General features: G+C 68.9%; 19 protein-coding genes. 11 read left to right on the top strand and 8 right to left on the bottom strand.

The features are described from left to right. Positions 1–34: 34 nt before the first annotated feature. The gene (gene clpS / locus AC6LJ5_RS08100; protein ID WP_103275152.1) at positions 35–349 is read right to left on the bottom strand and encodes an ATP-dependent Clp protease adapter ClpS; all 315 of its coding nucleotides are present in this window, start codon (positions 347–349) and stop codon (positions 35–37) included. Positions 350–575: 226 nt separating this feature from the next. Here clpS and AC6LJ5_RS08095 point away from each other — a divergent pair, with 226 nt between their 5' ends. Further along, positions 576–821 carry a cold-shock protein gene (locus tag AC6LJ5_RS08095; protein ID WP_006220277.1) on the top strand — a complete coding sequence of 82 codons (246 nt, stop codon included), beginning with the start codon at positions 576–578 and terminating at the stop codon, positions 819–821. A 94-nt stretch (positions 822–915) separates the two neighbouring features. Continuing rightward, a complete protein-coding gene (locus AC6LJ5_RS08090; RefSeq protein ID WP_103275153.1) occupies positions 916–1398 on the top strand; it encodes a DUF192 domain-containing protein in 483 nt (160 codons plus the stop codon). A 283-nt stretch (positions 1399–1681) separates the two neighbouring features. On the opposite strand, the gene pcaF is transcribed toward AC6LJ5_RS08090, so the two are convergent. The 6 genes from pcaF to xseA all read right to left on the bottom strand — a co-directional run bounded on the left by pcaF (position 1682) and on the right by xseA (position 11971). Then, entirely contained in the window at positions 1682–2887 is a 1206-nt protein-coding gene (pcaF, locus tag AC6LJ5_RS08085) for a 3-oxoadipyl-CoA thiolase (protein WP_392408913.1), read from the bottom strand. Between the two features lie 146 nt (positions 2888–3033). Beyond that, positions 3034–4443 carry a chloride channel protein gene (locus AC6LJ5_RS08080; RefSeq protein ID WP_498140216.1) on the bottom strand — a complete coding sequence of 470 codons (1410 nt, stop codon included), beginning with the start codon at positions 4441–4443 and terminating at the stop codon, positions 3034–3036. 70 nt (positions 4444–4513) lie between these two features. Continuing rightward, positions 4514–6229, bottom strand: a complete 1716-nt coding sequence (locus AC6LJ5_RS08075) for a methyl-accepting chemotaxis protein (protein WP_103275155.1) — start codon at positions 6227–6229, stop codon at positions 4514–4516. A gap of 344 nt (positions 6230–6573) precedes the next feature. After that, positions 6574–7152: a superoxide dismutase [Fe] gene (gene sodB, locus AC6LJ5_RS08070; protein ID WP_103275156.1), complete on the bottom strand. Its 579-nt coding sequence runs from the start codon at positions 7150–7152 to the stop codon at positions 6574–6576. Between the two features lie 149 nt (positions 7153–7301). Further along, on the bottom strand, positions 7302–10544 hold the full coding sequence (locus AC6LJ5_RS08065) for an ankyrin repeat domain-containing protein (protein ID WP_498140215.1): 3243 nt from the start codon (positions 10542–10544) through the stop codon (positions 7302–7304). 59 nt (positions 10545–10603) lie between these two features. After that, positions 10604–11971: an exodeoxyribonuclease VII large subunit gene (gene xseA / locus AC6LJ5_RS08060; RefSeq protein ID WP_392408918.1), complete on the bottom strand. Its 1368-nt coding sequence runs from the start codon at positions 11969–11971 to the stop codon at positions 10604–10606. A 352-nt stretch (positions 11972–12323) separates the two neighbouring features. Between xseA and AC6LJ5_RS08055 the strand changes: the two genes are divergently transcribed. Genes AC6LJ5_RS08055 through lpxK form a run of 3 tightly spaced genes read left to right on the top strand, consistent with a single transcriptional unit; the run spans position 12324 to position 14412 of the window. Further along, entirely contained in the window at positions 12324–12959 is a 636-nt protein-coding gene (locus AC6LJ5_RS08055) for a MotA/TolQ/ExbB proton channel family protein (protein WP_498140214.1), read from the top strand. After that, positions 12956–13369, top strand: a complete 414-nt coding sequence (locus tag AC6LJ5_RS08050; RefSeq protein WP_103275159.1) for an ExbD/TolR family protein — start codon at positions 12956–12958, stop codon at positions 13367–13369. Before AC6LJ5_RS08055 ends, AC6LJ5_RS08050 begins: the two co-directional genes overlap by 4 nt. Further along, positions 13366–14412 carry a tetraacyldisaccharide 4'-kinase gene (lpxK, locus tag AC6LJ5_RS08045; RefSeq protein ID WP_498140213.1) on the top strand — a complete coding sequence of 349 codons (1047 nt, stop codon included), beginning with the start codon at positions 13366–13368 and terminating at the stop codon, positions 14410–14412. The genes AC6LJ5_RS08050 and lpxK overlap by 4 nt, the downstream gene beginning before the upstream one ends. Positions 14413–14463: 51 nt before the next feature. Here lpxK and AC6LJ5_RS08040 read toward each other — a convergent pair whose 3' ends face one another. Further along, positions 14464–16704 (bottom strand): IgaA/UmoB family intracellular growth attenuator, encoded by a 2241-nt coding sequence (locus AC6LJ5_RS08040; RefSeq protein ID WP_498140212.1) that lies wholly within the window; start codon positions 16702–16704, stop codon positions 14464–14466. Between the two features lie 218 nt (positions 16705–16922). Here AC6LJ5_RS08040 and AC6LJ5_RS08035 point away from each other — a divergent pair, with 218 nt between their 5' ends. The 6 genes from AC6LJ5_RS08035 (at position 16923) to AC6LJ5_RS08010 (ending at position 22590) form a co-directional block, all read left to right on the top strand. Further along, a complete protein-coding gene (locus tag AC6LJ5_RS08035) occupies positions 16923–17102 on the top strand; it encodes a Trm112 family protein (protein WP_085479903.1) in 180 nt (59 codons plus the stop codon). A 10-nt stretch (positions 17103–17112) separates the two neighbouring features. Then, positions 17113–17874, top strand: coding sequence for a 3-deoxy-manno-octulosonate cytidylyltransferase (gene kdsB / locus AC6LJ5_RS08030; RefSeq protein ID WP_103275162.1), 762 nt, complete (start codon positions 17113–17115; stop codon positions 17872–17874). 125 nt (positions 17875–17999) lie between these two features. Beyond that, a complete protein-coding gene (gene adk, locus AC6LJ5_RS08025) occupies positions 18000–18656 on the top strand; it encodes an adenylate kinase (protein WP_498140211.1) in 657 nt (218 codons plus the stop codon). 131 nt (positions 18657–18787) lie between these two features. Next, positions 18788–19546: a 3-hydroxyacyl-CoA dehydrogenase gene (locus AC6LJ5_RS08020; RefSeq protein WP_392408922.1), complete on the top strand. Its 759-nt coding sequence runs from the start codon at positions 18788–18790 to the stop codon at positions 19544–19546. Positions 19547–19822: 276 nt separating this feature from the next. Further along, a complete protein-coding gene (gene murJ / locus AC6LJ5_RS08015; protein WP_498140226.1) occupies positions 19823–21430 on the top strand; it encodes a murein biosynthesis integral membrane protein MurJ in 1608 nt (535 codons plus the stop codon). A 194-nt stretch (positions 21431–21624) separates the two neighbouring features. Then, complete coding sequence (locus AC6LJ5_RS08010; protein WP_392408931.1) at positions 21625–22590, top strand: FecR domain-containing protein; 966 nt, start codon at positions 21625–21627, stop codon at positions 22588–22590. Positions 22591–22616 lie beyond the last annotated feature (26 nt).

Below are 22616 nucleotides of genomic sequence, written 5' to 3'. Positions count from 1 at the left end.
CGCCATCACTGGCGGCGGCTTGGTTCCTTGCTGCCTAGACGGGCTCCATCACGCATTGCAGCGGATGCTGGCGCGCCCGGGCGTACTGAGCCACCTGGGCGATCCGCGTCGCCGCGACATCGCGCGGGTAGACGCCGCAGACGCCGCGCCCTTCGTGATGGACCTGCAGCATGATCCGCGTCGCGTCTTCATGGTTCTTGTTGAAGAACTTCTGCAGCACCTTCACGACGAACTCCATCGGCGTGTAGTCGTCATTTAGCAGCAGCACCTGGTACATCGGCGGCGGCGCGGCGCGTGCCGGCGCCTTCTCGACGGCCAGATCGTGCTGGGTATCCAAGGTAGAACTCATAGCGCGGGTATTCTATTTAAACTGGGGACGGTTTGCATGCAACTTACTCAAAATTACACGTAGAAATGCGTAGTTTCCATACTTGACTCACCGAAGAAAAGCGGCGCATTATCCACGCATTCTGGGGTTTTCAGCTCGCTGAAAAGCTGCCAGGAGGCCGGAGGGGGTAAGGGGTTTCGGCCGCGATGCCCTTCTGTCAAACATACGATTCAATGAGGCAGTCCGCATGTCTGATACGACCGCAACCGCCGTCCAAGGGGACAATCCCAAATCGACGGGCACCGTCAAATGGTTCAACGATGCGAAAGGGTTTGGCTTCATTACGCCCGATGACGGCGGAGAAGATCTGTTCGCCCACTTTTCGTCCATCCAGATGAATGGTTTCAAAACCCTGAAGGAAGGTCAGAAAGTCGCCTTTGAGATTATCCAAGGGCCCAAAGGCAAGCAAGCGCTCAATATCACTGCTGCCTGAGTTACCCTATATAGCCCAACCTCCGGGTTGCGCCATTATCCCAGGCGGGGCTTTCGGGCCCCGCCTTGTTATTTTCTTATTTCCGTTCCCGCATATGCTGAAGACCGCCGTATCGAATCCTGTAAGCCGTACGCTGTTTGAGGCAGGACGTTCGGCACTGGCCGCCGCCCTGCTCGCCCTGCCGGCGCTGGCCGGCGCGCAGACCGGCCCGCAGCCGGAACTGCCGCGCACGCAGTTGTCCGCCGGCATCCACATTATCCGCGCAGAAGTCGCCAACACGGAAGAGAGCCGTCGCAGCGGCCTGATGTTCCGTCGCGAACTGCCCGGCAACGACGGCATGCTGTTCGTGTTCGAGAACCCCGACGTGCAGTGCTTCTGGATGCGCAATACGCTCCTGCCGCTGTCGATCGCCTTCATCACCGATGATGGCACGATCGTCAATATCGAAGACATGGCGCCGCAGACCGAAGACCCGCACTGCTCGAAGAAGCCGGTGCGCTACGCGCTGGAAATGGCGCAGGGCTGGTACGAGCAGCACGGCATCCAGGCCGGCCGCAAGATCGACGGATTGCCGTAGGGAGCCCCCCCGAGCGCTGCGCGCTTCCCCCAGGGGCGCCGCTGCGGACCGGAGGGCAGGCCCACCCGTGAAGCGCTACGCGCTTCTCCCTCAAGGGCGCCGCTGCGGACCGGCAAAGCCGGCTCCGCGCGGCCCGGATGGCGGTGGCTGCGTTGGCGTGCGTGATGGGAAGCTTGCTGGAACGCTGATGCACGGTGCATCGACATATGCCGTGCCGCAAAAAGGGAGCCTTTCGGCTCCCTTTTTGCTTGCGCGCTCGCTGGTTGGCGAGCGCGTTGCCTGGTCAGACGCGTTCGATGATCAGCGCGATGCCCTGGCCGACGCCGATGCACATGGTGCACAGCGCGTAGCGGCCGCCGGTGCGGTGCAGCTGGTTGATGGCGGTGGTGGCCAGGCGGGCGCCGCTGGCGCCCAACGGGTGGCCCAGGGCGATGGCGCCGCCGTTCGGGTTCACGCGCGGATCGTTGTCGGCGATGCCCAGTTGGCGCAGCACGGCCAGGCCTTGCGCGGCGAAGGCCTCGTTCAGCTCGATCACGTCCATCTGTTCCAGCGTCAGGCCGGTCTGGGCCAGCACCTTGCGCGTCGCGGGCGCCGGGCCGATGCCCATGATGCGCGGCGCGACGCCGGCGGTGGCCATGCCGACCACGCGCGCGCGCGGCGTCAGGCCGTGGCGGGCAGCAGCCTTTTCGTCGGCCAGCAGCAGCGCCGCGGCGCCGTCGTTCACGCCCGAGGCGTTGCCGGCCGTCACGCTGCCGCCTTCGCGGACCACGCCCTTGAGCTTGGCCAGCGCTTCCAGCGTGGTTTCACGCGGATGCTCGTCCTTGGAGACGATGATGGGATCGCCTTTCTTCTGCGCGATCGACACGGGCACGATTTCGGCGTCGAAGTAGCCTTCCTTCTGCGCGCGGGCGGTCTTTTGCTGGCTGGCCAGCGCGAACAGATCCTGGTCTTCGCGGCTGATCTTGAAGTCGTCGGCCACGTTCTCGGCGGTCTCCGGCATGGAGTCCACGCCGTACTGGGCCTTCATCAGCTTGTTGATGAAACGCCAGCCGATGGTGGTGTCGTAGATCGCGGCGCTGCGCGAGTAGGCGCTGTCGGCCTTGCCCATGACGAAGGGCGCGCGGCTCATGCTTTCCACGCCGCCCGCCAGCATCAGGCCGGCTTCGCCGGCGCGGATGGCGCGCGCGGCGCCGCCGATGGCGTCCAGGCCCGAACCGCACAGACGGTTGACCGTCGCGCCCGGCACCTCGATGGGCAGCCCGGCCAGCAGCGTGGCCATGCGGGCGACGTTGCGGTTGTCTTCACCGGCCTGGTTGGCGCAGCCCAGGATCGCATCGTCCAACTCTTCCCAACGCACGCCGGGATTGCGGGCTACCAGGGCCTTGATGGCCACGGCGGCAAGATCATCCGGCCGCACGGACGCCAAGGCGCCGCCGTAGCGGCCGAAGGGAGTGCGGATCGCATCGCAGATATAGGCATGCACGGTCATGAGTCGCTCTGAAAGAGTAAGGAAAACGGGATCTTCCGATCGGATCGCAGGATCTTAACGCAGCCCATTTCGCGCCAATTTGGTGCCTGCAAGGTGTGTCCGCCTCGCGGACGGTGTCCGGCTGATGTTCAGTCAGCGTACCGCGCTCAGGATCCGCTCACGGGCGACGCGACCGGCTTGGCCGCGCGTCCCGCCTCGACCAGCGCCTGGCGCCGGAAGCGGCCGGCGGCCAGGTGATAGAACGGCTGCGGGCAGAACTGACGCGACACGCCCGAGGCCAGCAACGCCCCCACCAGCAGCCAGAACAGCATGGGCTGGCTGCCCGTCATTTCCATCACCACCACGCTGGCGGTCAGCGGCGCCTGCGTGGCGGCCGCCAGGAACGCCGCCATCGACAGCAGCACCAGCACGCGCTGGTCGACGCCATCGCCGGCCAATTGCCAGATGTGATGGCCGATGCCGGCGCCGGTGGTCAGCGCCGGCGTGAAAATGCCGCCAGGTATGCCGGCCCAGTAGGACGCCACGGTGGCCGCCAGCTTGGCCAGCCCGAAGCCGGCGGGCACGCCGTCGTTCCCCGACAACAGGCCGGCCGCCGAGCCATAGCCCGTGCCATACACGCTGCCGGCCGTGCACAGGCCGATCAGGGCCAGCGCCAGGCCCATGATGAACGCGGTCCAGACGGGATGCGCCCGGATCCAGGCGCGCCACCTGCGCGGCGCGGCGCCCGCCGCGCCCTTGCCCAGCAGGCGGGCGAAGATGCCGCCCAGCGCACCGTTGAGCGCGCCGCAGACCAGCACCCACATCAGCATGCCCTGGTTCAGCGGCGCGCCGGCGAACACGCCGAAGTACGGGTTGTTGCCGGCCACCGCCACCACCAGGAAGCCGGCCGCCAGCACGCCGATCAGCACCAGCCGCTGCCAGCGCAGCACCGTGCCCCGGCCCAGCTCCTCGATGGCGAAGATCACGCCGGCCAGTGGCGCGTTGAAGGCCGCGGCCAACCCGCCGGCCGCGCCGGCCGCGATCAGTTCATTGGCGTGGAAACCGCGCAGTCGCAGGCCACGGCGCTTCCAGAAATCGCCCCAGGCCAGCATCACGGCCGCGCCCACCTGCACCGACGGGCCTTCGCGGCCAATGGAGGCGCCAGCCAGCATGCCCAAAAAGGCCAGCGGCACTTTCCACAACGCCTGAACCAGCGAGACCAGGCTGGTCTGCCCCGGACCGGGCGGTAGCGACAAGGCGCCGATGACTTGGGGGATGCCGCTGCCCGCGGCGTTGGGCGCGAAGCGCAAGGTGAGCCAGCGCAGCGCGGCCAGCGCCGGCGGCAGGATCAGCAGCGCCAGCCAGCCGCTGTGCCCGACCCAGGCGCGATTCCATTCCAGCGCCTTGTCGGCCAGCCAGGCAAAGCCCAGCGATACCAGGGCGACCAGCGCGGCGCCGCCCAGCAACAGGCCCATCTGCACGCTCTTGCGCGACAGCCGGTTGATCTGGCGCAGCTTGCGGCGCGCCAGATGGCGCGCGCCCGCATAGGCGCGGCGCAAGGGATGGGATGGGTTCATGGCGGTCACCTTACCATCGCAAGCTGACCGCCAGCCCACAGGCCCGCGGGCGGGCGGCGGGCCTGACCGCTCAGAACGTGGACCAGTCGTCCTCGCCGGCATGCGCCAGCGCGGGCTGGGCCTGCGGCTTGCGCGCGGCGGACGCCGCAGGCACCGCACGGGCCACCACGGGCCTGGCCTGGACCAGGCGCGCCTGCGCCTCGCGCGCCGAACCGCCGGCATCGCCCGCTTCCACCTTGAAGCGGCGCACTTCCTGCGCCAGGCGGCCGGCCTGTTCCTGCATGCTGGCGGCGGCCGCGGCGGCCTCTTCCACCAGCGCGGCGTTCTGCTGCGTCACGGTGTCCATCTGCGCCACGGCCTGGTTGACCTGGCCGATGCCCGAGGACTGCTCGGCCGATGCGCTGGAGATCTCGCGCACCAGCGTGGCGACCTGGCGCACGCTGTCCACCACTTCGCGCATGGTGCTGCCCGCCTCGTCGACCTGACGGGTGCCGCCTTCGACGCGCTGGACCGATTCGTCGATCAGGGCCTTGATTTCCTTGGCCGCGACCGCCGAGCGCTGCGCCAGCGTGCGCACTTCGCCCGCCACCACGGCAAAACCACGTCCCTGTTCGCCGGCGCGGGCGGCTTCCACCGCCGCGTTGAGCGCCAGGATGTTGGTCTGGAAGGCGATGCCGTCGATCACGCCCGTGATGTCGGCGATGCGGCGCGAGCTGTCGGAGATCGCGCTCATGGTCTGCACCACGCCGTCCACCACTTCGCCGCCGCGCAACGCCACGGCCGAGGCCTGCTCGACCAGGCGGTCGGCCTGGCTGGCGTTGTTGGCGTTCTGTTGCACGGTGCTGGTCAGTTCTTCCATCGACGCGGCCGTCTCTTCCAGCGAGGAAGCCTGCTCCTCGGTGCGCTGGGACAGGTCGGAGTTGCCCTGCGCGATCTGCGAGGACGCCGAGGCGATGCTCTCACAGCCGTCGCGCACGTCGCGCACGATGCGAGCCAGGCTTTCGTTCATTTCCTTGAGCGCGCCCATCAGGTCGCCCGTTTCGTCGCGCGTGGCCACCTTGATGTCGGTGGTCAGATCGCCCGCGGCGACCTGGCGCGCGGCGTTCACCGCCTGTTGCAACGGCCGCACGATACCGCGCGTGACCAGCCAGCCCAGCAACATGCCGATGGCCACGCCCAGCACCGCCAGCGTGATCATCAGCGCGCGCATGCGTTCGTACAGGTCGGTGCCGGCCTGCACCGACACGGCGGCGGCCTTTTCCTTGCTCACGGCCAGGTCCGTCATCAGATCGTCCAGCTTCTGCGACGAGACCACCACGCGCTTCTCTATTTCCTTGACGGCCGCATCGGTCTGGGTCAGCGCCTGCGACTGGGCCGCGCTGAAGAAGTCCTGGGCCTCGCGCTTCCAGGTGTTCTCGATCTCGATGAACTGCGCCAGCAGGCGCTTGCCTTCGTCGGTCTGGAAGGTCTGGCCGGCGCGGTCGCGCAGCTTGTCCATGGTCTGCACGGCATCGTCAAACTGCTTGCGCAGCGCCTTGCGCTCCTGCTCGCTGGTCGCGGCCAGATACCCGGTGCGCGCGCGTCCGGCGTAGATCAGGTTGATGTTCGCTTCCTTGATATCCGAAACGCCGCGCAGCTCGGTGTCATAGAGCCGGTCGTTCATTTCGTTGATGCTGGCGAGTCCCCAGACGCCGAAGGCGCCGATCACGCCGCCTATCACCGCCACAATTAAAAATGCGCCCGACAGGCGGGCGCCGATACGCAGACCAGAAAATAACCGCAACATGCTTCCCTTCCCGTGATCTACCCCGGTGTTATGGCGGCTACGCCGCAGTCCCCGGCTCCGAGGTTCAGTCATGGACTGGCGCCAACAATAGCGCTCGGCATTTTTAGGGGAAACCCTAAAGAAAAGGCTGTTTCTCAGGTAATTCGATGCAATGAACTCGACAATCGACAGGGCGATTGAAAAAACCTCACGTTATCAATGAGTTCCATTGATACAAAACCTTCAATAAAGTTCTTTCGCGCCTCCCGCGAAAAAACAAAACCCCTCGGCAAGGCCGAGGGGTCCGGGTCCGGCGTGGCGCGCGCGCTGCAAGGCGGCGCGGGCGTCCGGCGGATAAAGCGGGATCAGGCGAAGTTCTTCGCGGCAAAGTCCCAGTTCACCAGCGCCCAGAAGTTTTCCAGGTACTTGGGACGGGCGTTGCGGTAGTCGATGTAGTAGGCGTGTTCCCACACATCACAGGTGAGCAGCGGCTTGTCGGCCGTGGTCAGCGGGGTGGCGGCGTTGCTGGTGTTGACGATGTCCACCGAGCCGTCGGCCTTCTTGACCAGCCAGGTCCAGCCCGAGCCGAAGTTTCCGGCGGCCGACTTGTTGAAGGCTTCCTTGAAAGCGTCGAAGCTGCCCCACTTGGCGTTGATGGCGTCAGCCAGCTTGCCGCTCGGCGCGCCGCCGGCCTTGGGAGCCAGGCTGTTCCAGTAGAACGTGTGGTTCCAGATCTGAGCCGCGTTGTTGAAGATGCCGCCCGAGGACTTCTTCACGATCTCTTCCAGCGACAGGTTTTCGAATTCCGTGCCGGGGATCAGGTTGTTCAGGTTGGTGACGTAGGTCTGATGATGCTTGCCGTAGTGGAACTCCAGCGTCTCCTTGGAGATGTGCGGAGCCAGGGCGTCCAGTTCGTAAGGCAGGGGGGGAAGAGTGTGTGCCATGTGATGGTTCCTTCTGTTGAGAGCACGATCAAGCCGGTCCATTGTATCGGCAAGACAATGAGGATACCGGCTTAACCCCGAGCTGGCGCGGGTTAAGCGGGCATGAGCAAATGCGCGCCGGCGCGGGTCGCGGCGCGCAAATGCGAACGTTACTCTTTCGCGTAACGCAACACCCTGCCCCCGCGCGTTTCCACCAGCGAGCCATCTTCGCGCAACGTCATTGAAATATGCAGCGGCGAGGCCGACGCGGCTTGCGGCAAGGCCAGGTCGATGCGGATGGCCCGCGCAGCCGGATCCAGCTTCGACACGTCGACGAAATGCCAGCGCGCGCCCGAGGGCAGCGGCACGAACACGGCCAGCGCGCGCAGCTCGCCAGCGGAGGCAACAGGCGCGCTGACGCCGTCCTCGCCTTCGGACTCGCGCGGCGCGCCGGCATAGTCGTCGCTGGCCGAGGACATGGCCACATCCGCCCTGACCAGCCTGCCCTGGTAGTACACGCGCACGGTCAGATTTTCCGGCCGGGCCGGCTCGCCGCCGGCGCGCACGCCCGCCAGCGCCGAGAACGGTTGCAGCGGCGGCGTGTCCAGGTAGACCTGCTTGCCGTCGCTGCGCCAGGCGCCGCTGGCGCTGATGTCCACCGCGCCGTAGCTCATCAGGTAGTCAAAGCTGCCGTCCTCGGACAGCACCAGTTCGCTACCGACCTCGCGCACGCCTTGCAGGTAGTAATGGCCCGGCAGCCGCTGCCGGGCGGCCGACTTGCTGACCGCCTTGCTCACGCCGCGGCCGTGCGGCGCCGCAGCCTGCGCCGGACATGCCGGCTGCAGCGACACGCCCTGCGCGGCCAGCGCTTCGTTGAACGCGGGCGCGGCCTGGCACAGCAGGATCTGCGCGAAGTCCTGGCCCGGCGGCGCGGCGACTTGCGTGAAGCGCGCCTTGTGCGTGGCCAGCAGGGCCAGCATCTCGGGCTGCCCGGTCTCCAGCGCGGTCCAGGCCGGGCTGCGGCCCTGGAGATCGGGTGCATCGGGATCGGCGCCCGCCGCCAGCAGCGCGTCGGCCAGATCCTTGCGGCCGAGTCGGATGGCGGCGTTCAACGGCGTTTCGCCATCTTCCTGCGGCGCCTGCAGGTCGGTGCCGCCAGCCTTGAGCCGCCGCAGCACGTCCACGGCCGTGTCGCGCCGCGCCACGATCAGCTCACGGCCCTGCAACAGGGCCGCCAGCACGCGCCGTCCCAACGGCGCGCCGCAGTCGGCGGGGCCGCCGTTGAAGCCCAGTTGCTGCAGGCCGGCGAAATAACCGGGCCCGTCGAGCAGACGGAATTCGCCGCCATCGGGCAGGCAGGCGCGGTCCAGCCCCTGCCCCGTGGCCTGCGCGACGCGGCGCGCCAGCGCAATGTCGCCGGAGCCGGCGGCGGCGTTGATCAGGGCGTAAGGCGCCGGCGCCAGGGGCAGGCGCGGATCGTCCAGGCGCGCGCCGCCGCGCAGCAGACGGTCCAGCCCGGCCTGATTGCCTTGCGCGATCAGCCAGTACAGCGCGCTCTGCCCGTCCGAGGCCAGGCCGGCCGGGTCTGCGCCCTTGGCCAGCAGGCGGTCGACGATGGCGTCCTGGCGCAGTATCGCGGCGGCCAGCAGCGGCGGCTCGTCGGCATGGTCCTGCGACGCGCCGTCGCCACCGGCCGCCGCCGGCGGTCGCGGATTGACGGGCACGCCCGCATCGATCAGATAGATGGCCAGCGCCTCGTTCCTGCTGCTCACAGCCTGGCGGATGGCATCCGCGTCCAGCGTCTTCAGGTCGAAGCCGGCGTCCACCCACAGCCGCAGCATGGCCAGCCCGTCGGCTCCCGGCTGCTTCAGGGCCAGCAGCACCGGCGAGCGGGTCGGATGACGCATCAGGGCCTGCAAGGTGTCCGGCCGCGCCGCTTTCAGCAACTCGCGCAACAGCGCGGTATCGCCGGCCGTCACCGCCTGTTCCAGCGCCGAACGGCTGTCGTAGTTGTCCCGTTGCAGGGCCGGATCGGCCCCGGCCGCCAGCAGGATCCGGGCCGCTTCCGGCCGCCGCCGCGCCACCGCCTCGGCCAGCGGCGTATTGCCATGGCGCTCGCCGGCGTCGCCCTCGACCGGCGCGCCCAGCTCCACCAACCGGCGCAGGGTGACCGTGTCGCCGCGCTGCGCGGCCAGATTCATGATCGGACGGTCGCCGCCCTCTACGCGCAGGAACAGGGGATTGGACGACCCGGTGAGAGGACCGCGTTGCGCGTAGGGCATGCCCGCCTGCAGCAATTGCACGGCGATCTCCGGATGACCGCCAATCACCGCCGCCTGCGCGGCATCCAGCCACACATCGCGCACGCCTTTCTCGCCATAGCCGGTCGCCGGCACGGTCCTGGGAACCAGCTCCATCAGCGCCGGCACGGCGCCGGCATTGCCGGTGTAGGCCGCCAGCGCCAGCGGACTCAATTCGTTGTCGAAGGCCGGGCGCGTGCCGGTGGCGGCGAAGGCCCGCAGCACGTCGCCGCCCTCGGTCAGTTCGACCAGCGGATTCCAGCTCAGGAAATCCGCCATGCGCCTGGGCTCGCCGGCAGCGTCGGTCAGCGCGCTCGCGCCGCCCGGCTTGGCGTCGTCCAGCCCCAGGAAGGGCCGCTGCGCGCCCGCCTTCAGCAGCGCCTGCACCATGCGGGCCATGTCCGGGCGATCCACCAGACGCGGCAGATAGGTCATGCGGACCGCGAACTCGAAATCGCGATCAAGCAGGAACTCCAGCGGCTTGCGTCCTTCGTCGCCGGCCTGGTTCGGATCGGCGCCGGCCGCCAGCAGCATGTCCACGATCTGCGGCGAGCCATAGAGCAGCGCCAGTTGCAGCGCCGTGCGGCGCGACTGGTACGTGGCATCGTTGAGCGCCGGCTTGGTGGCCAGCAGCGCCGCCAGCATGCGCGTGCGCGCCGGCAGCGCGGCGCGGTGCTCGTCGCGCAGGCGCGCTGCTTCGTCCTTCGGCATGTCCCAATAGACATGCTTGGAACGCAGGCCGCGCGGCGGCATCAGCAGCACGTGCAGCAACGGCCGGCCGTCGTCGGCATAGTCGCCGGGATGCGGCACGCCGGCCAGGGCGGCCGTGAACGCGGCCTCGTCGTTGGCCCGCGCGGCCTCGAACAAGGCCCGCGCCTCGGGTGTTTCCGCCTTGGGATAGTCGCGGTATGGCGACTGGCAATCGCAGTCCCGGGCCGGCTCCTTCCGCGCCACGGGCGGAGGTGGCGCGGGCACCGGCACCGCGCTGTCCGCCAGAGGCACCTCGAAAGGAACGCCCAGCGCGGCGGCGTCCGAAGCGGCCCAGGCCGGGGTTCCTATCGTTCCAACGGCCAGCAGGCCGGCGAAGGGCCAAGCAATCGCTTTTCGCAGCATGGTTTGCCTTGCAAGAGACTGTCGAACCGGGCGCTTGCGGCCCGGACCAGGCATCCTGTTCAGGACGCGTCGGATTCCGGCCGAACCTCGGTGACTTCGGCCTGCGCGCCGCCGCGCGCGAAACGCAACTCCAGCGCCTGTCCGGGCTGCAGGCTGGCGGCATCGCGCAGGATGCGTCCCTGCGCGTCGCGGGCAATCGCATATCCCCGCGCCAGCGTATTGCCTGGATCCAGCGCGCGCAGCTGCGCGCCGGCGGCGGCCAGCCGGTTGCGCGCCTGCAGCCGCAGCCGCGCATGGGCCTGGCCCAGTTGCCGCGCGGCGTTCGCCACGCGTTCGGCCGCGCGGCGCGTATCGGGCTTGCGATGTTCCAGGCGTTGCGCGAGCAAGGCGACGCGCGCGCTGCGCGCGCCTTGCGGCGCGGACCAGGCGGACGCCAGCCGGAAGCCCAGGCTGTTCAGGCGCTCGCGCTGATGTTCCAGGCGCTGCGCCGGCGACACCAGCTGGCCGGCGGCGCGGTCGAGGCGCTGGGCGGCCCGCTCCAGCCGCCGCTGCTGGCCGCGCGCCAGCGTGCGCGCCGCGTCCATGACGCGGCCCAGCAGCTCGCCGCGCGGAGTGCAGGCCAGCTCCGCCGCCGCGGTCGGGGTGGGCGCGCGCAGGTCGGCCACGAAGTCCACGATGGTGAAGTCGGTTTCATGGCCCACGCCGCTGACCACCGGAATGGCGCTGGCCGCGACCTCGCGCGCCAGCGCCTCGTCATTGAAGCTCCAGAGATCTTCAATGCTGCCGCCGCCGCGCACCAGCAGCAGGGTATCCACTTCGGCGCGCTGATTGGCCAGCCGCACTTGCGCGGCCAGCCGGCCGGCCGCGTCGGCGCCCTGCACCGGGGCCGGATAGATGATGACGGGAACTTGCGGCGCGCGCCGGGCCAGCGCCGACAGCACGTCGCGCAGCGCGGCCGCGTGCAGCGAGGTGATCACGCCGATCGCCCGGGGCAGCGGCGCCAGCTCGCGCTTGCGCGCCGGGTCGAACAGCCCCTCGGACGCCAGTTGCTCCTTGAGCCGCAGAAAGGCTTCGTACAGGTTGCCCAGCCCGGCCCGCCGCATGGCGTCGACCTGCAACTGGTAGTCGCCGCGCGGTTCGTACAGCGACACGCGCGCCCGGATCTCGACCTGGTCGCCGGCCCGAGGGACGAACCCTACCGCGCTGGCGCGGCTGCGGAACATGACCGCCCGCACGGCGGCGCGGCTGTCCTTGATCGTGAAGTACCAATGCCCGGAAGCCGCCTGCGTGAAGTTGGAAATCTCTCCGCGCACCCATATTGCCGGGATGCTGCGCTCCAACAACTGCCCCACGGCTTGGTTCAGCTGGGCAACCGTCAGGATATCCCGCGCGAATACGTTGTTTGTGACCGAGAACTCAATTGTCATAAGGCTTTCCGGTGCATACCTGTCCACAGGGCATACGGGGCGGGCCGCAATCATACCTTGTTCAGGGCCTTGTGCGCCCATCGGCCCCAGAGCCAGCATTTTCATAGCAAGTCTTTGATTTATATAAGATTTACATGAAAACAACACTGCGCGAAATTGAAGCAAAGGACTGTAAGCCCAGCGCCCATAAGCATTCCTGGCAACTTCTGCACAGAATTATCCACAGATTCTGTGGATAGTTTTGCCCGCCGGGCGGCCTTGCCACATCCCCGCCGCGCCGTTACAGTTCCGGCTTGCATCCGATGCCGATGCGCGTGGACACGCGCCCTGGCACGCCCTGGAGTTCACCGCTTTGCTAACCATACTGCGCGAGGCCGGCTGGCCGATCTGGCCCCTGCTGGCGACATCCGTGCTGGGTCTGGCCCTGATATTCGAGCGCCTGCTGTCCCTGCGCCGCGGGCTGGTCATGCCGCGCGGCCTGACCGAACAGGTCGCCGACATGCTGCGCAACCACCAGGACACGCCCGAGTCCCTCGGCAAGCTGGAACGCAACTCCCCACTGGGCCGCGTATTGGTCGACGTCATCCGCCACCGCCACCTGCCGCGCGAGGAACTGCGCAGCGCGGTCGAGGACACCGGCCGCGCCGTCGCCCATGACCTCAGTCGCTACATCGCCGCCATCGGCACCATCGCCATGGTGGCGCCCTTGATGGGCCTGTTCGGCACCGTGGTGGGCATGATCGAGATCTTCGGTTCCTACACGCCCGGCGGCGGCGACCCGGCCCAACTGGCCCGGGGCATCTCCATCGCCCTGTACAACACGGGCTTCGGCATCCTGATCGCCATTCCCGCCATGATCGCCCACCGCTACCTGCGCGGCCGCGTCGACGGCTACCTCAGCGCCATGGAGCAGGCCGCCGCCCGCCTGGCGCGCGCGGTCGCGCCCGGCCACGCCCATCCGCCCGGCCGCCACGAGGCGCGTCCATGAATTTCCGCGGTTCCCGCGGCGAGCGCGATGAGCTGGACATCAATCTGATCCCGCTCATCGACGTGCTGCTGGTCATCCTGATCTTCCTGGCCGCCTCCACGTCCTTCGCGCGCTTCACCCAGCTCAAGGTCACTCTGCCCCAGGCTTCGGCCGAGCAGGACACGCCGCCCGCGCTGGAAGTCGCCATCAGCCAGGACGGGCGCTACGCGCTCAACGGCACCCTGATCGACGTGTCCACGCCGCCCGAGATCGCCGACGCGCTGCGCCAGGCCGCGGCCGGCAAGACCGAGCCGCTGGTTGTCATCAACGCCGACGCGCAGGCCACGCACCAGTCCGTGATCAACGTCATGGAAGCCGCCCGGCTGGCGGGCATCGGCCGCGTCAATTTCGCCGCCCAGACCGCCCGGTGAGCGCCCCTGGATCCTCCGCCACGCTGCTCGCGCGCCAGTGGCAGCACGGCGGCTGGCTCTCGACCCTGCTGCTGCCGCTGTCGGCGCTGACCGCCTGGGCGGTCGCGCGAAAGCGCGCCCGATACCGCGACGGACGCCTGCCGGCTTATCGCGCACCGGTGCCGGTGGTGGTGATCGGCAACGTCTATGTAGGTGGCACGGGCAAGACGCCCATGGTGATCGCCACCGTCGAGGGACTGCGCGCGCGCGGCTTCAATCCGGGCGTGGTCAGCCGAGGCTACGGCGCGAAGATCGGCCCCGAGCCGCGCGTCGGACAGGGCGCGGCGCTGGCTGCGTCGGCATTCGGCGACGAGCCCGCCCTGATCGCGCGCGCCAGCGGCGCGCCGGTCTCGGTGCATCCCAAGCGCGCGCTGGCTGCCCAGGCGCTGCTGCGCGCGCATCCCGACGTGGACGTGATCGTCTCGGACGACGGCCTGCAACACCTGGCGCTGGCGCGCGACGTGGAAATCGTGGTGCAGGACGAGCGCGGGATCGGCAATGGCCGCCTGCTGCCGGCCGGCCCGCTGCGCGAACCGGCCAGCCGGCTGCGCGAAGTGGACGCGGTGGTGACCAATGTCGGCGTGCCCGGCCCGCCGGAAGCCGCTGCGGCGGCGCGGCCGCGCCAGGCCCGGATGTGGCTGGAACCCGGCGACGCGCGCCAGATCGAGGGCGGCGCGACCCGTCCGCTGGCGGCGTTCGCCGGCAGGCCGGGCGTGGCCGCCGCGGCCGGCATCGGCAATCCGCAGCGCTTCTTCGCGACGCTGCGCGGCGCCGGCATCACGCCCGAGCCCGCGCTGGCGTTGCCTGACCACCATGACTACGCGCAGTCCCCATTCCGGGACTGGCATGCCGAGAGCATCCTGGTCACATCCAAGGACGCCATCAAGTGCGCGGCGCTGCATGATGCGCGCCTGTGGGAAGTGCCGGTGCGCGCCCGCTACTCGGATCCCCAGCTGTTCGAATGGCTGGCGCAGGCGCTGCGCCAGCTTCCCGCCCGCCGCTAGCGCAGCGCGGCGGGCGGACCGACGCTCGTTGCAGGTCGGCCCTTCTCCATCTCAGAAGAACGCCGGCTTGGCCGCGCTGCGGCGCGCCGAGTATTCGTCCAAGGCCCGCCGGCGCGCGCCCGCCTGCCGCAGGCGGATCACGGCCAGCGGCAGATGCACCAGCACCAGCAGCGCCGCCAGCAGCAGCCAGGCCGTGTAGGCCAGCGACGACCATGGCTCATCCAGGCTGCGTTCCGAGTCCACGCTCAGCTCCAGCAGGCCCGACGCGTCGCGGCGCACGCCAGACACCAGGCCATCCACCCGGAACGGCAGCGGCTCGCCCTGGGCCACGATGCGCGACTGGCGGCTCCATGACGACAGCAGGTCTTCCTCGTTCTTGGCGATGATGCTGGGCAACATCGCATGCGGCCCCGGCCAGACGCGCAGCGCCACGCCGCCGGTCTGGCTGGCCTGCGCCGCCGCGGCCGCGCGGTTCATGGCCTGCATGATGGCCGGAAAGGCGCTGGAGCGGGCCCGCGCGCGAACCGTCTCGGCATTGCGCGAGATGATGGCGGACTCGTCGTTCAAGCCCTTGCGCTTGAACGCGCCGTCTTGCGCCAGCTTGAGCAGCTCGGCCCAGTTCTTGGGCTCGTCGTCGGCGAACAGCAGATGCTCGACCAGCGCCGCTTTCAACGCACCGCAGGCGTCCGCCGCATCGCGGCCGGCCACGGCGCAGCCGCGTTCCACCGCCAGCACGGTATCGGTCAGGCCCGAGACGCGGTAGAACGACAGGCCGCGCATGTTGTAGGCGGCCATGGGATTGGTCCGCATGCGCTGCGCCACCTGACTCTGCAACAGCATGTCCAGCATGGGATTGGCGCGTGTCCTCAGGAATTCGCCGGTATGCAGCGCCATGATGGCCGGATCAATTTCCAGCTCCGGCACCGTCGGCGCCGCGCCGCCCCAGCGCAGCCGGTCGCAATCGGCGCGCGCCGCCTGCTCGCTCGTGCCCTGCACCAGCTCGCAACGGGCCGCGCCGCGCAGCGACACGGGCTGGCCGAATCCGGGCGGATCCTGCGCCAGCGCCTCGGCCGAGGCATAGCTGCGCGGACCGTCGCTTTGCACCCAGGCGCGCGTCAGCGCCAGGTCGCCCGGCAGGTTCGGCGCCACGGCCCACAGCGCGCCCAGCGCCGCCAGGCCGGTCAGCGCCAGCGTCATGTGGCGGCCCCAGAACACGCGCGGGAACAGGCGCTGCTCTTCATCCACGGAATAATTGCCGCCCAGCCGCAGCACCGCGTAGTCCTGCACGCGCAGGTCCATGTCGACGCGTCCGTCGTCGGGCAGTTGCAGATTGGCGCGCCAATGGTCCGGCAGGTTGACGGGCAGCTTGTCGCCCAGGAACAGCTGGGTGGACACGGTCTGGGAATTGGACGGATTGCTCAGCACGATGGCGTTCAACTCGCCGCGCGCGCGGTTCACCTTCTGCGGCGCGTCCGGCGCGGGCCGGCGCCAGGTCAGCCACAAGGCCAGCGCGGCCAGCGCGCCCGCGCCGGCGGCGAACGGCATGCCCCCGCCCCCGCCCGCCAGCCCCAGGCACAGGAAGGCCAGGGCCCACAGCACCGACACCCAGAAGCCGAAACCGCGCCCCTGACGCGCGGCCACTTCGGCCGGCGTCTCGTCGCGCTGCGCCAGGATCTCGACCCGCGTGGCGTCGTCCAGCTCGCGCTCGGCCTGGGCCAGCTGCTCGGCCGTGGGCGGCGCCTCGTCCGCCTCGGGCGGGTCGACCTCCAGGTCGACGACGTTCTGCAGGGCGCCCGTCCGGCCGCTGTTCCACTGCTGGTCCTGCTTCTGCCGGCGTAGCTCGCGCTCGCGCCCGCCAGCCAGGTCGAACTCGCCGTTCAAGGCCACCACGATGGCGAATTTCTCGGTGAGCACCACTTCGGCATGGTTGTTCTCGACCAGATAGCTGCGCGCGTCGTAGGGCAGCACCACATCGACATCGCCCAGCGTGTCGTGCATGGTGCTGCCGCCCTGGCTGGCCTCGATGCCGTGGCGCACGAAAGCGCCGTGCAGCGGATAGACGCCGTCGTTGATCAGCTGCGCCTGCTTCTTCGGCTTGGCCGGATCGAACAGGAAGGGCTGCACCAAGGCCTGCTCTTCGTCCGTCATGCGCCGCGCGGGCTGGCCGTCCCGCCGCAAGTCGCGCAGGGCGCCCTTGTTGTCGCTGCGCCGGGCCATGTAGGTGATGCCGCTGTAGATCGACCAGATCAGGATGATGAGCATCAGCCCCAGCTTGAGCATATTCAGATCCATCGTGCCTCTTTCCTCTGCATGTGATCGCGGCGGATGATAACGACGATCCGTCCCGCAATAGGGCTGAACCTACTTCAAAATATGACATTGCTTAACAATTGAAGGGGTTCGCCCCAATGCCGGCGGCGACGATCCGCCTGGCTGCGACCTGCCGGGCATCAGGCTTTTCGCCGCGCCCGCCGGCTTGCCGCCCGCCAAACTGTTTTAGAATCCCGGACATGGAATCCCGCCTTCTCGACATCCTCGTCTGCCCCCTGTGCAAGGGCCGCCTCGAACATGACCGGCAGCACGCCGAGCTGGTCTGCCGCGCCGACCGGCTGGCCTTCCCGGTGCGCGACGGCATTCCCGTCATGCTGGAGGGCGAGGCGCGCTCGCTCGACGACGCCCCCGCCAGCTGACCCGTCCGCCGTGAGCTTCATCGCCCTGATCCCGGCGCGGACCGCCTCCACCCGCCTGCCCGACAAACCCCTGGCTGACATCGCCGGCAAGCCCATGGTGGTGCGCACGGCCGAACGGGCCGCGCGCTCGGGCGCGGCGCAGGTCTGCATCGCCACCGACGACGCCCGCGTGCTGCAGGCGGCCCAGGCCCATGGCGTGCGCGCGCTGATGACGCGCGGCGACCATCCCACCGGCACCGACCGCCTGGCCGAGGCCGTGGCGCAACTGGGCCTGCCTGACGACGCCATCGTGGTCAACGTGCAGGGCGACGAGCCGCTGATCGAGCCGGAACTGATCGACGCCGTCGCCGCGAAGCTGCAAGCCAGCCCCGACGCCGACATCGCCACCTGCGCCTGCCCGCTGGCCGACGCCCAGGCCCTGTTCAATCCGAACGTGGTCAAGCTGGTCTGCACCGCGTCGGATCGCGCCCTGTATTTCTCGCGCGCGCCGATTCCCTGGGCGCGCGATGCGCTGGCCGGCGGCGAACGCGTGCTGGCCGACGGCCTGCCCGCCCTGCACCATATCGGCCTGTACGCCTACCGCGTGTCATTCCTGCGCCGCTTTCCGACGCTGCCCCAGGGCGTGCTGGAACGGTTCGAGTCGCTGGAACAGCTGCGCGCCATGGAGCACGGCCACGCCATCGTGGTCCACCGGGCGTCCACGCCCCCGGCCGCCGGCGTGGACACGCCCGCCGACCTGGAGCGCGTGCGCTTGATCTACGGCAAGCTCTAGGCAGCGAGGCGGCGCGGCAGGCCATTGATATAAGGGTTATTTCGTATGGCACCGCCCCGCAAAGGCTGTTGCGTTGCGGCATAATCCCCCGATCACAAAAAATAATCCCCATCTCAGGAGCACTCATGCGTCTCATCTTGCTCGGACCGCCCGGCGCCGGCAAAGGCACCCAGGCCGCGTTTCTCACCCAGCACTTCGGCATTCCGCAAATTTCCACCGGCGACATGCTGCGCGCCGCGGTGAAGGCGGGCACGCCGCTGGGCATTGAAGCCAAGAAGGTCATGGATGCGGGCGGCCTGGTTTCCGACGAGATCATCATCGGCCTGGTGCAGGACCGCCTGAAGCAGCCCGACTGCGCCAACGGCTACCTGTTCGACGGCTTTCCCCGCACCATCCCGCAGGCCGACGCTCTCAAGGACGCCGGCGTCAAGCTGGACTATGTGGTGGAAATCGAGGTTCCCGAGGAAGACATCATCGAACGCATGAGCGGACGCCGCGTGCACCAGCCCAGCGGCCGCAGCTACCACGTGCGCTTCAACCCGCCCAAGGTCGAAGGCAAGGACGACGTCACCGGCGAGGACCTGATCCAGCGCGACGACGACCGCGAGGAAACCGTGCGCCACCGCCTGTCCGTCTATCGCGAGCAGACCCGTCCGCTGGTCGACTACTACTCGGACTGGGCCAGCAAGAGCCCCGCCGACGCGCCCAAGTACCGCAAGATCTCGGGCGTGGGCGCGGTCGAGGAAATCAAGTCGCGCCTGTTCGACGCCGTCAAGGGCTGAACGGCGCCCGCTCGGCCATGAGGCCTTCGGCGCAGGCCTGACGCAAGTCGTCAAGGCGCGGCCCGAAGGCCTTTTCGCATCCGGCGCCCGCAGCGCCGCTTTCTTTTTCTTTTGAACCAAGTGGTAGAGACATGGAAATCGCGAACAAGGTATTCATCGTTACCGGCGGCGCATCCGGCCTGGGCGCCGGCACCGTGCGCATGCTGGTGGCCAACGGCGCCAAGGTGGTGATCGCCGACCTGCAGGACGAGCCGGGCGAAGCCCTGGCCAAGGAACTGGGCCAGCGCTACGTGCATTGCGATGTCACCCAGGAAGCCGACGGCCAGCGCGCAGTGGCCGCCGCGCGCGAGCTGGGCACGCTGTTCGGCCTGGTGAACTGCGCCGGCGTCGCCCCCGCCGCCAAGATCGTCGGCAAGAACGGCGCCCACCCGCTGGACCTGTTCCAGAAGGTGGTGAGCATCAACCTGATCGGCAGCTTCAACATGATGCGCCTGGCCGCCGAGGCCATGAGCGCCAATGCGCCCGAACCCACCGGCGAACGCGGCGTCATGATCAACACCGCGTCCGTCGCGGCCTTCGACGGCCAGATTGGCCAGGCGGCCTATGCCGCGTCCAAGGCGGGCGTGGCCGGCATGACCCTGCCCATCGCGCGCGACCTGGCCAAGACCGGCATCCGCTGCATGACCATCGCCCCCGGCATCTTCGGCACGCCCATGATCTTCGGCATGCCGCAGGAAGTGCAGGACTCGCTGGCCGCCAGCATCCCCTTCCCCGCCCGTCTCGGCCGTCCGGAGGACTACGCCAAGCTGGTACACAGCATCATCACGAACGACATGCTCAACGGCGAAACGATCCGCCTGGACGGCGCGATCCGGATGCCGCCGAAGTAGACCCACCCCGAGCGCTGCGCGCTCCCCCTCAAGGGGCGCCGCCACGGACCGGAGGATGAAACCCACCCCTGCCGCGCTGCGCGCTTCCCCCTCAAGGGGGCGCCGCCACGGACCGGCGAAGCCGGCTCCGTGCGGCCCCGATGGCGATGGGCGGATGTGCGTTGTGGGGAGGGTGTCAGCGCCTTGGATGGCATGATCCGTGCGCTGGTGTGTGTGTAGTGTGTGCGTTTGCGTTTGCGAGGCGGGTGACATCCCGCCGCGTTCCTGGTTGGGACACTGCCCGTTTTTTGCTTCGGGCAAGCCCTGGATTTATGGATAACTGAAGTGAGTTTGTTCCGCTCCGCGGCCACCGTCAGCAGCTTCACGCTGCTGTCCCGCATTTCCGGCCTGGCCCGTGACGTCCTGGTGGCGCGCGCCTTTGGCGCGGGTCCCATTACCGATGCGTTCTGGGTCGCTTTCCGCATTCCGAACCTGCTGCGGCGGCTGTTCGCGGAAGGGGCTTTCGCGCAGGCTTTCGTGCCGATCCTGGGCGCGGCGCGCAACAACCGGTCCGACGACGAGGTGCGCACGCTGCTGGACCGCGTGGCGCTGCTGCTGACGCTGGCGCTGATGCTGGTCACGCTGGTCGGCATCGTCGCCGCGCCCTGGGTGGTGTCGGCCATGGCCAGCGGGCTGCGCGGCGCGGCGCGAGATGCAGAGTTCGGCGCCGCGGTCTGGATGACGCGGGTGATGTTTCCGTACATCCTGTGCATGTCGCTGATCGCCTTCGCGTCCGGCGTGCTGAACACCTGGCGGCGCTTCGCCGTGCCGGCCTTCACGCCGGTGCTGCTGAACCTGTCCATGATCGCCGCCTGCCTGTGGCTGGCGCCGCGCATGGACGTGCCGGTATACGGGCTGGCCATCGGCGTCATGGCCGGCGGCGTGGCGCAGCTGGCCGTGCAATGGGTGGCGCTGGCGCGACTGGGCCTGACGCCGCGCTTCTCGCTGCGCGTGCGCGAGGCCTGGGCCGACGCCACCGTGCAGCGCATCCTCAAGCAGATGGCGCCGGCCACGCTGGGCGTGTCCGTGGCCCAGATCTCGCTGCTGATCAACACCAATATCGCGACCTGGCTGACGCCCGGCAGCGTAACCTGGCTGTCCTTCGCCGACCGCCTGATGGAATTCCCCACCGCCCTGCTGGGCGTGGCGTTGGGCACGGTGCTGCTGCCCAGCCTGTCGGCCGCCAATGCGCGCGACGACCATGCCGGCTACAGCGCGCTGCTCGACTGGGGCCTGCGCCTGGTGCTGCTGCTGGGCCTGCCCGCCGCGGTGGGCATGGCCCTGCTGTCGGACGGGCTGGTCGCCACGCTGTTTCACTACGGCGCGTTCGCGGCGCAGGACGTGGCGCAGACGCGCGTGGCCGTGATGTCCTACTCGGCCGGCCTTATCGGACTGCTGGCCGTGAAGATCCTGGCCCCGGGCTTCTACGCCAGGCAGGACATCCGCACCCCGGTCAAGATCGCCATCGGCGTACTGATCGTGACCCAGTTGCTGAACCTGGCGCTGGTGCCGCTGCTGGCCCACGCCGGCCTGGCCCTGGCCATCGGCCTGGGCGCCTGCCTGAACGCGCTGGCCCTGCTCATCGGGTTGCTGCGGCGCGGCGTCTACCGCCCCGCGCCCGGCTGGACCCGGTTCGCGCTGCGGCTGCTGCCGGCGCTGGCCGGGCTGGCGGGGCTGCTGGCCTATGCCGATGGCCGCATCGACTGGATCGCGCTGCAGGCTCATGCCGGCCTGCGGGCGGCCTGGCTGGGCGGCGTGCTGGCCGCCAGCGGCGTGATCTATTTCGGATTGTTGTTCCTGTTCGGGTTCCGTCCCCGAGACTTCGGACGGCGCTCCGCGCGTTAATTCCAGGCGTTTTTGCCACATCCTCGTAAAAAGCCGGCTTATCCGCCGGCTTTTTTTCGTCCGATTCGTCAAGAATTGACAAGCCCGCCGTAATCTTTGGTAAAAAACCTTTATTATTTACAAATTGCCAATGAAAGGATCCCCACCTGGGAAAACGCGTGGGAGATGAAGTGAAGTACGCCCAAGGACTACCCGTGGCGGACCAGGTCATCAACTGGTTGCTGCTGCTGCGCTCGGGCCGAGCGACGCCGCAGGACTATAACGATTTCCTGGCCTGGCGTGCGGCCGACCCACTCCATGAGAACGCCTGGCAGCAGCTGATAGGCACTCTGGAAGGGTCGACGTTCGGCCGGCTCGGCGATGCCTATCCGATAGGCTACGCCGCGGCCTCCCCTGCGTCGCAGCCCGCCGCCCCGCCCCCGCCTCTCGTTTCACCGTCGCGCCGCCGCTTCATGACCGGCTCGGTGGCGCTCGTCGGTGCGGGCGCCTGCGCCGGCTACGTCGGCAATGCCTTCTACCCCCTCAACAACGTCGCCGCTGACGCCGCCACGGCCACCGGCGAGCGTCGCCGCTATGTGCTGTCTGACGGCAGCCAGCTGTTGCTGGACGCGCGCAGCCGGGTGAACCTGGACTTCACGCCCGCCTATCGCCAGGTGCGCCTGCTGGACGGCGCAGTCACCGTGTCCGTGGCGCCCGACGCGCGCCGCCCCTTCCTGGTCCAGACCGCCGAGGGCACCGTGCGCGCGCTCGGCACCCGTTACATGGTGCGTCAACAGGCCCAGCGCACCGTGGTGGTGGTGCATGAGCACGAAGTCGAGGTCGAGACCATGTCCGGCGCCCATGGCACCGTGCGGGCCGGCACCGGCGCGCGCTTCGACGCCTTGCGCATGGACACGCCGCGCGCCGAACTGATGGCCGAAGCCGCCTGGGAGGCTGGCTGGATCGACGTGCGCGGCCGGCCGCTGGCCGAGGTGATCGCGGCGTTGCGCCCCTACCGCAGCGGCTCGCTGCGCATCTCCATGGCTGCGGGCGGCCTGCCGGTGTCGGGACACTTCCCCTTGGACGACACCGACGCCGCCCTGCGCTCGCTGCAGGAGAGCATGCCCATCCATATCCGCCGCTACACCCCCTGGTACGTGTCGATCAACGTCGCGACCTGAACCGTCACCTTCTTGCAACGTGCTGT

This window comes from Achromobacter sp. 1011791174, from assembly GCF_059760925.1.
Note: the sequence above shows the minus strand (reverse complement) of the source record. Positions and strands in the feature narration are given on the sequence as shown.

Bases quoted from the DNA above. Each gene is read 5' to 3' on its own strand.
- AC6LJ5_RS08020 (WP_392408922.1), top strand. From the start codon at position 18,788: ATGGAAATCGCGAACAAGGTATTCATCGTTACCGGCGGCGCATCCGGC.
- pcaF (WP_392408913.1), bottom strand. From the start codon at position 2,887: ATGACCGTGCATGCCTATATCTGCGATGCGATCCGCACTCCCTTCGGC.
- AC6LJ5_RS08050 (WP_103275159.1), top strand. From the start codon at position 12,956: ATGAATTTCCGCGGTTCCCGCGGCGAGCGCGATGAGCTGGACATCAAT.
- AC6LJ5_RS08080 (WP_498140216.1), bottom strand. From the start codon at position 4,443: ATGAACCCATCCCATCCCTTGCGCCGCGCCTATGCGGGCGCGCGCCAT.
- AC6LJ5_RS08040 (WP_498140212.1), bottom strand. From the start codon at position 16,704: ATGGATCTGAATATGCTCAAGCTGGGGCTGATGCTCATCATCCTGATC.
- sodB (WP_103275156.1), bottom strand. From the start codon at position 7,152: ATGGCACACACTCTTCCCCCCCTGCCTTACGAACTGGACGCCCTGGCT.
- AC6LJ5_RS08075 (WP_103275155.1), bottom strand. From the start codon at position 6,229: ATGTTGCGGTTATTTTCTGGTCTGCGTATCGGCGCCCGCCTGTCGGGC.
- AC6LJ5_RS08065 (WP_498140215.1), bottom strand. From the start codon at position 10,544: ATGCTGCGAAAAGCGATTGCTTGGCCCTTCGCCGGCCTGCTGGCCGTT.
- xseA (WP_392408918.1), bottom strand. From the start codon at position 11,971: ATGACAATTGAGTTCTCGGTCACAAACAACGTATTCGCGCGGGATATC.
- AC6LJ5_RS08035 (WP_085479903.1), top strand. From the start codon at position 16,923: ATGGAATCCCGCCTTCTCGACATCCTCGTCTGCCCCCTGTGCAAGGGC.
- adk (WP_498140211.1), top strand. From the start codon at position 18,000: ATGCGTCTCATCTTGCTCGGACCGCCCGGCGCCGGCAAAGGCACCCAG.
- AC6LJ5_RS08090 (WP_103275153.1), top strand. From the start codon at position 916: ATGCTGAAGACCGCCGTATCGAATCCTGTAAGCCGTACGCTGTTTGAG.
- AC6LJ5_RS08095 (WP_006220277.1), top strand. From the start codon at position 576: ATGTCTGATACGACCGCAACCGCCGTCCAAGGGGACAATCCCAAATCG.
- clpS (WP_103275152.1), bottom strand. From the start codon at position 349: ATGAGTTCTACCTTGGATACCCAGCACGATCTGGCCGTCGAGAAGGCG.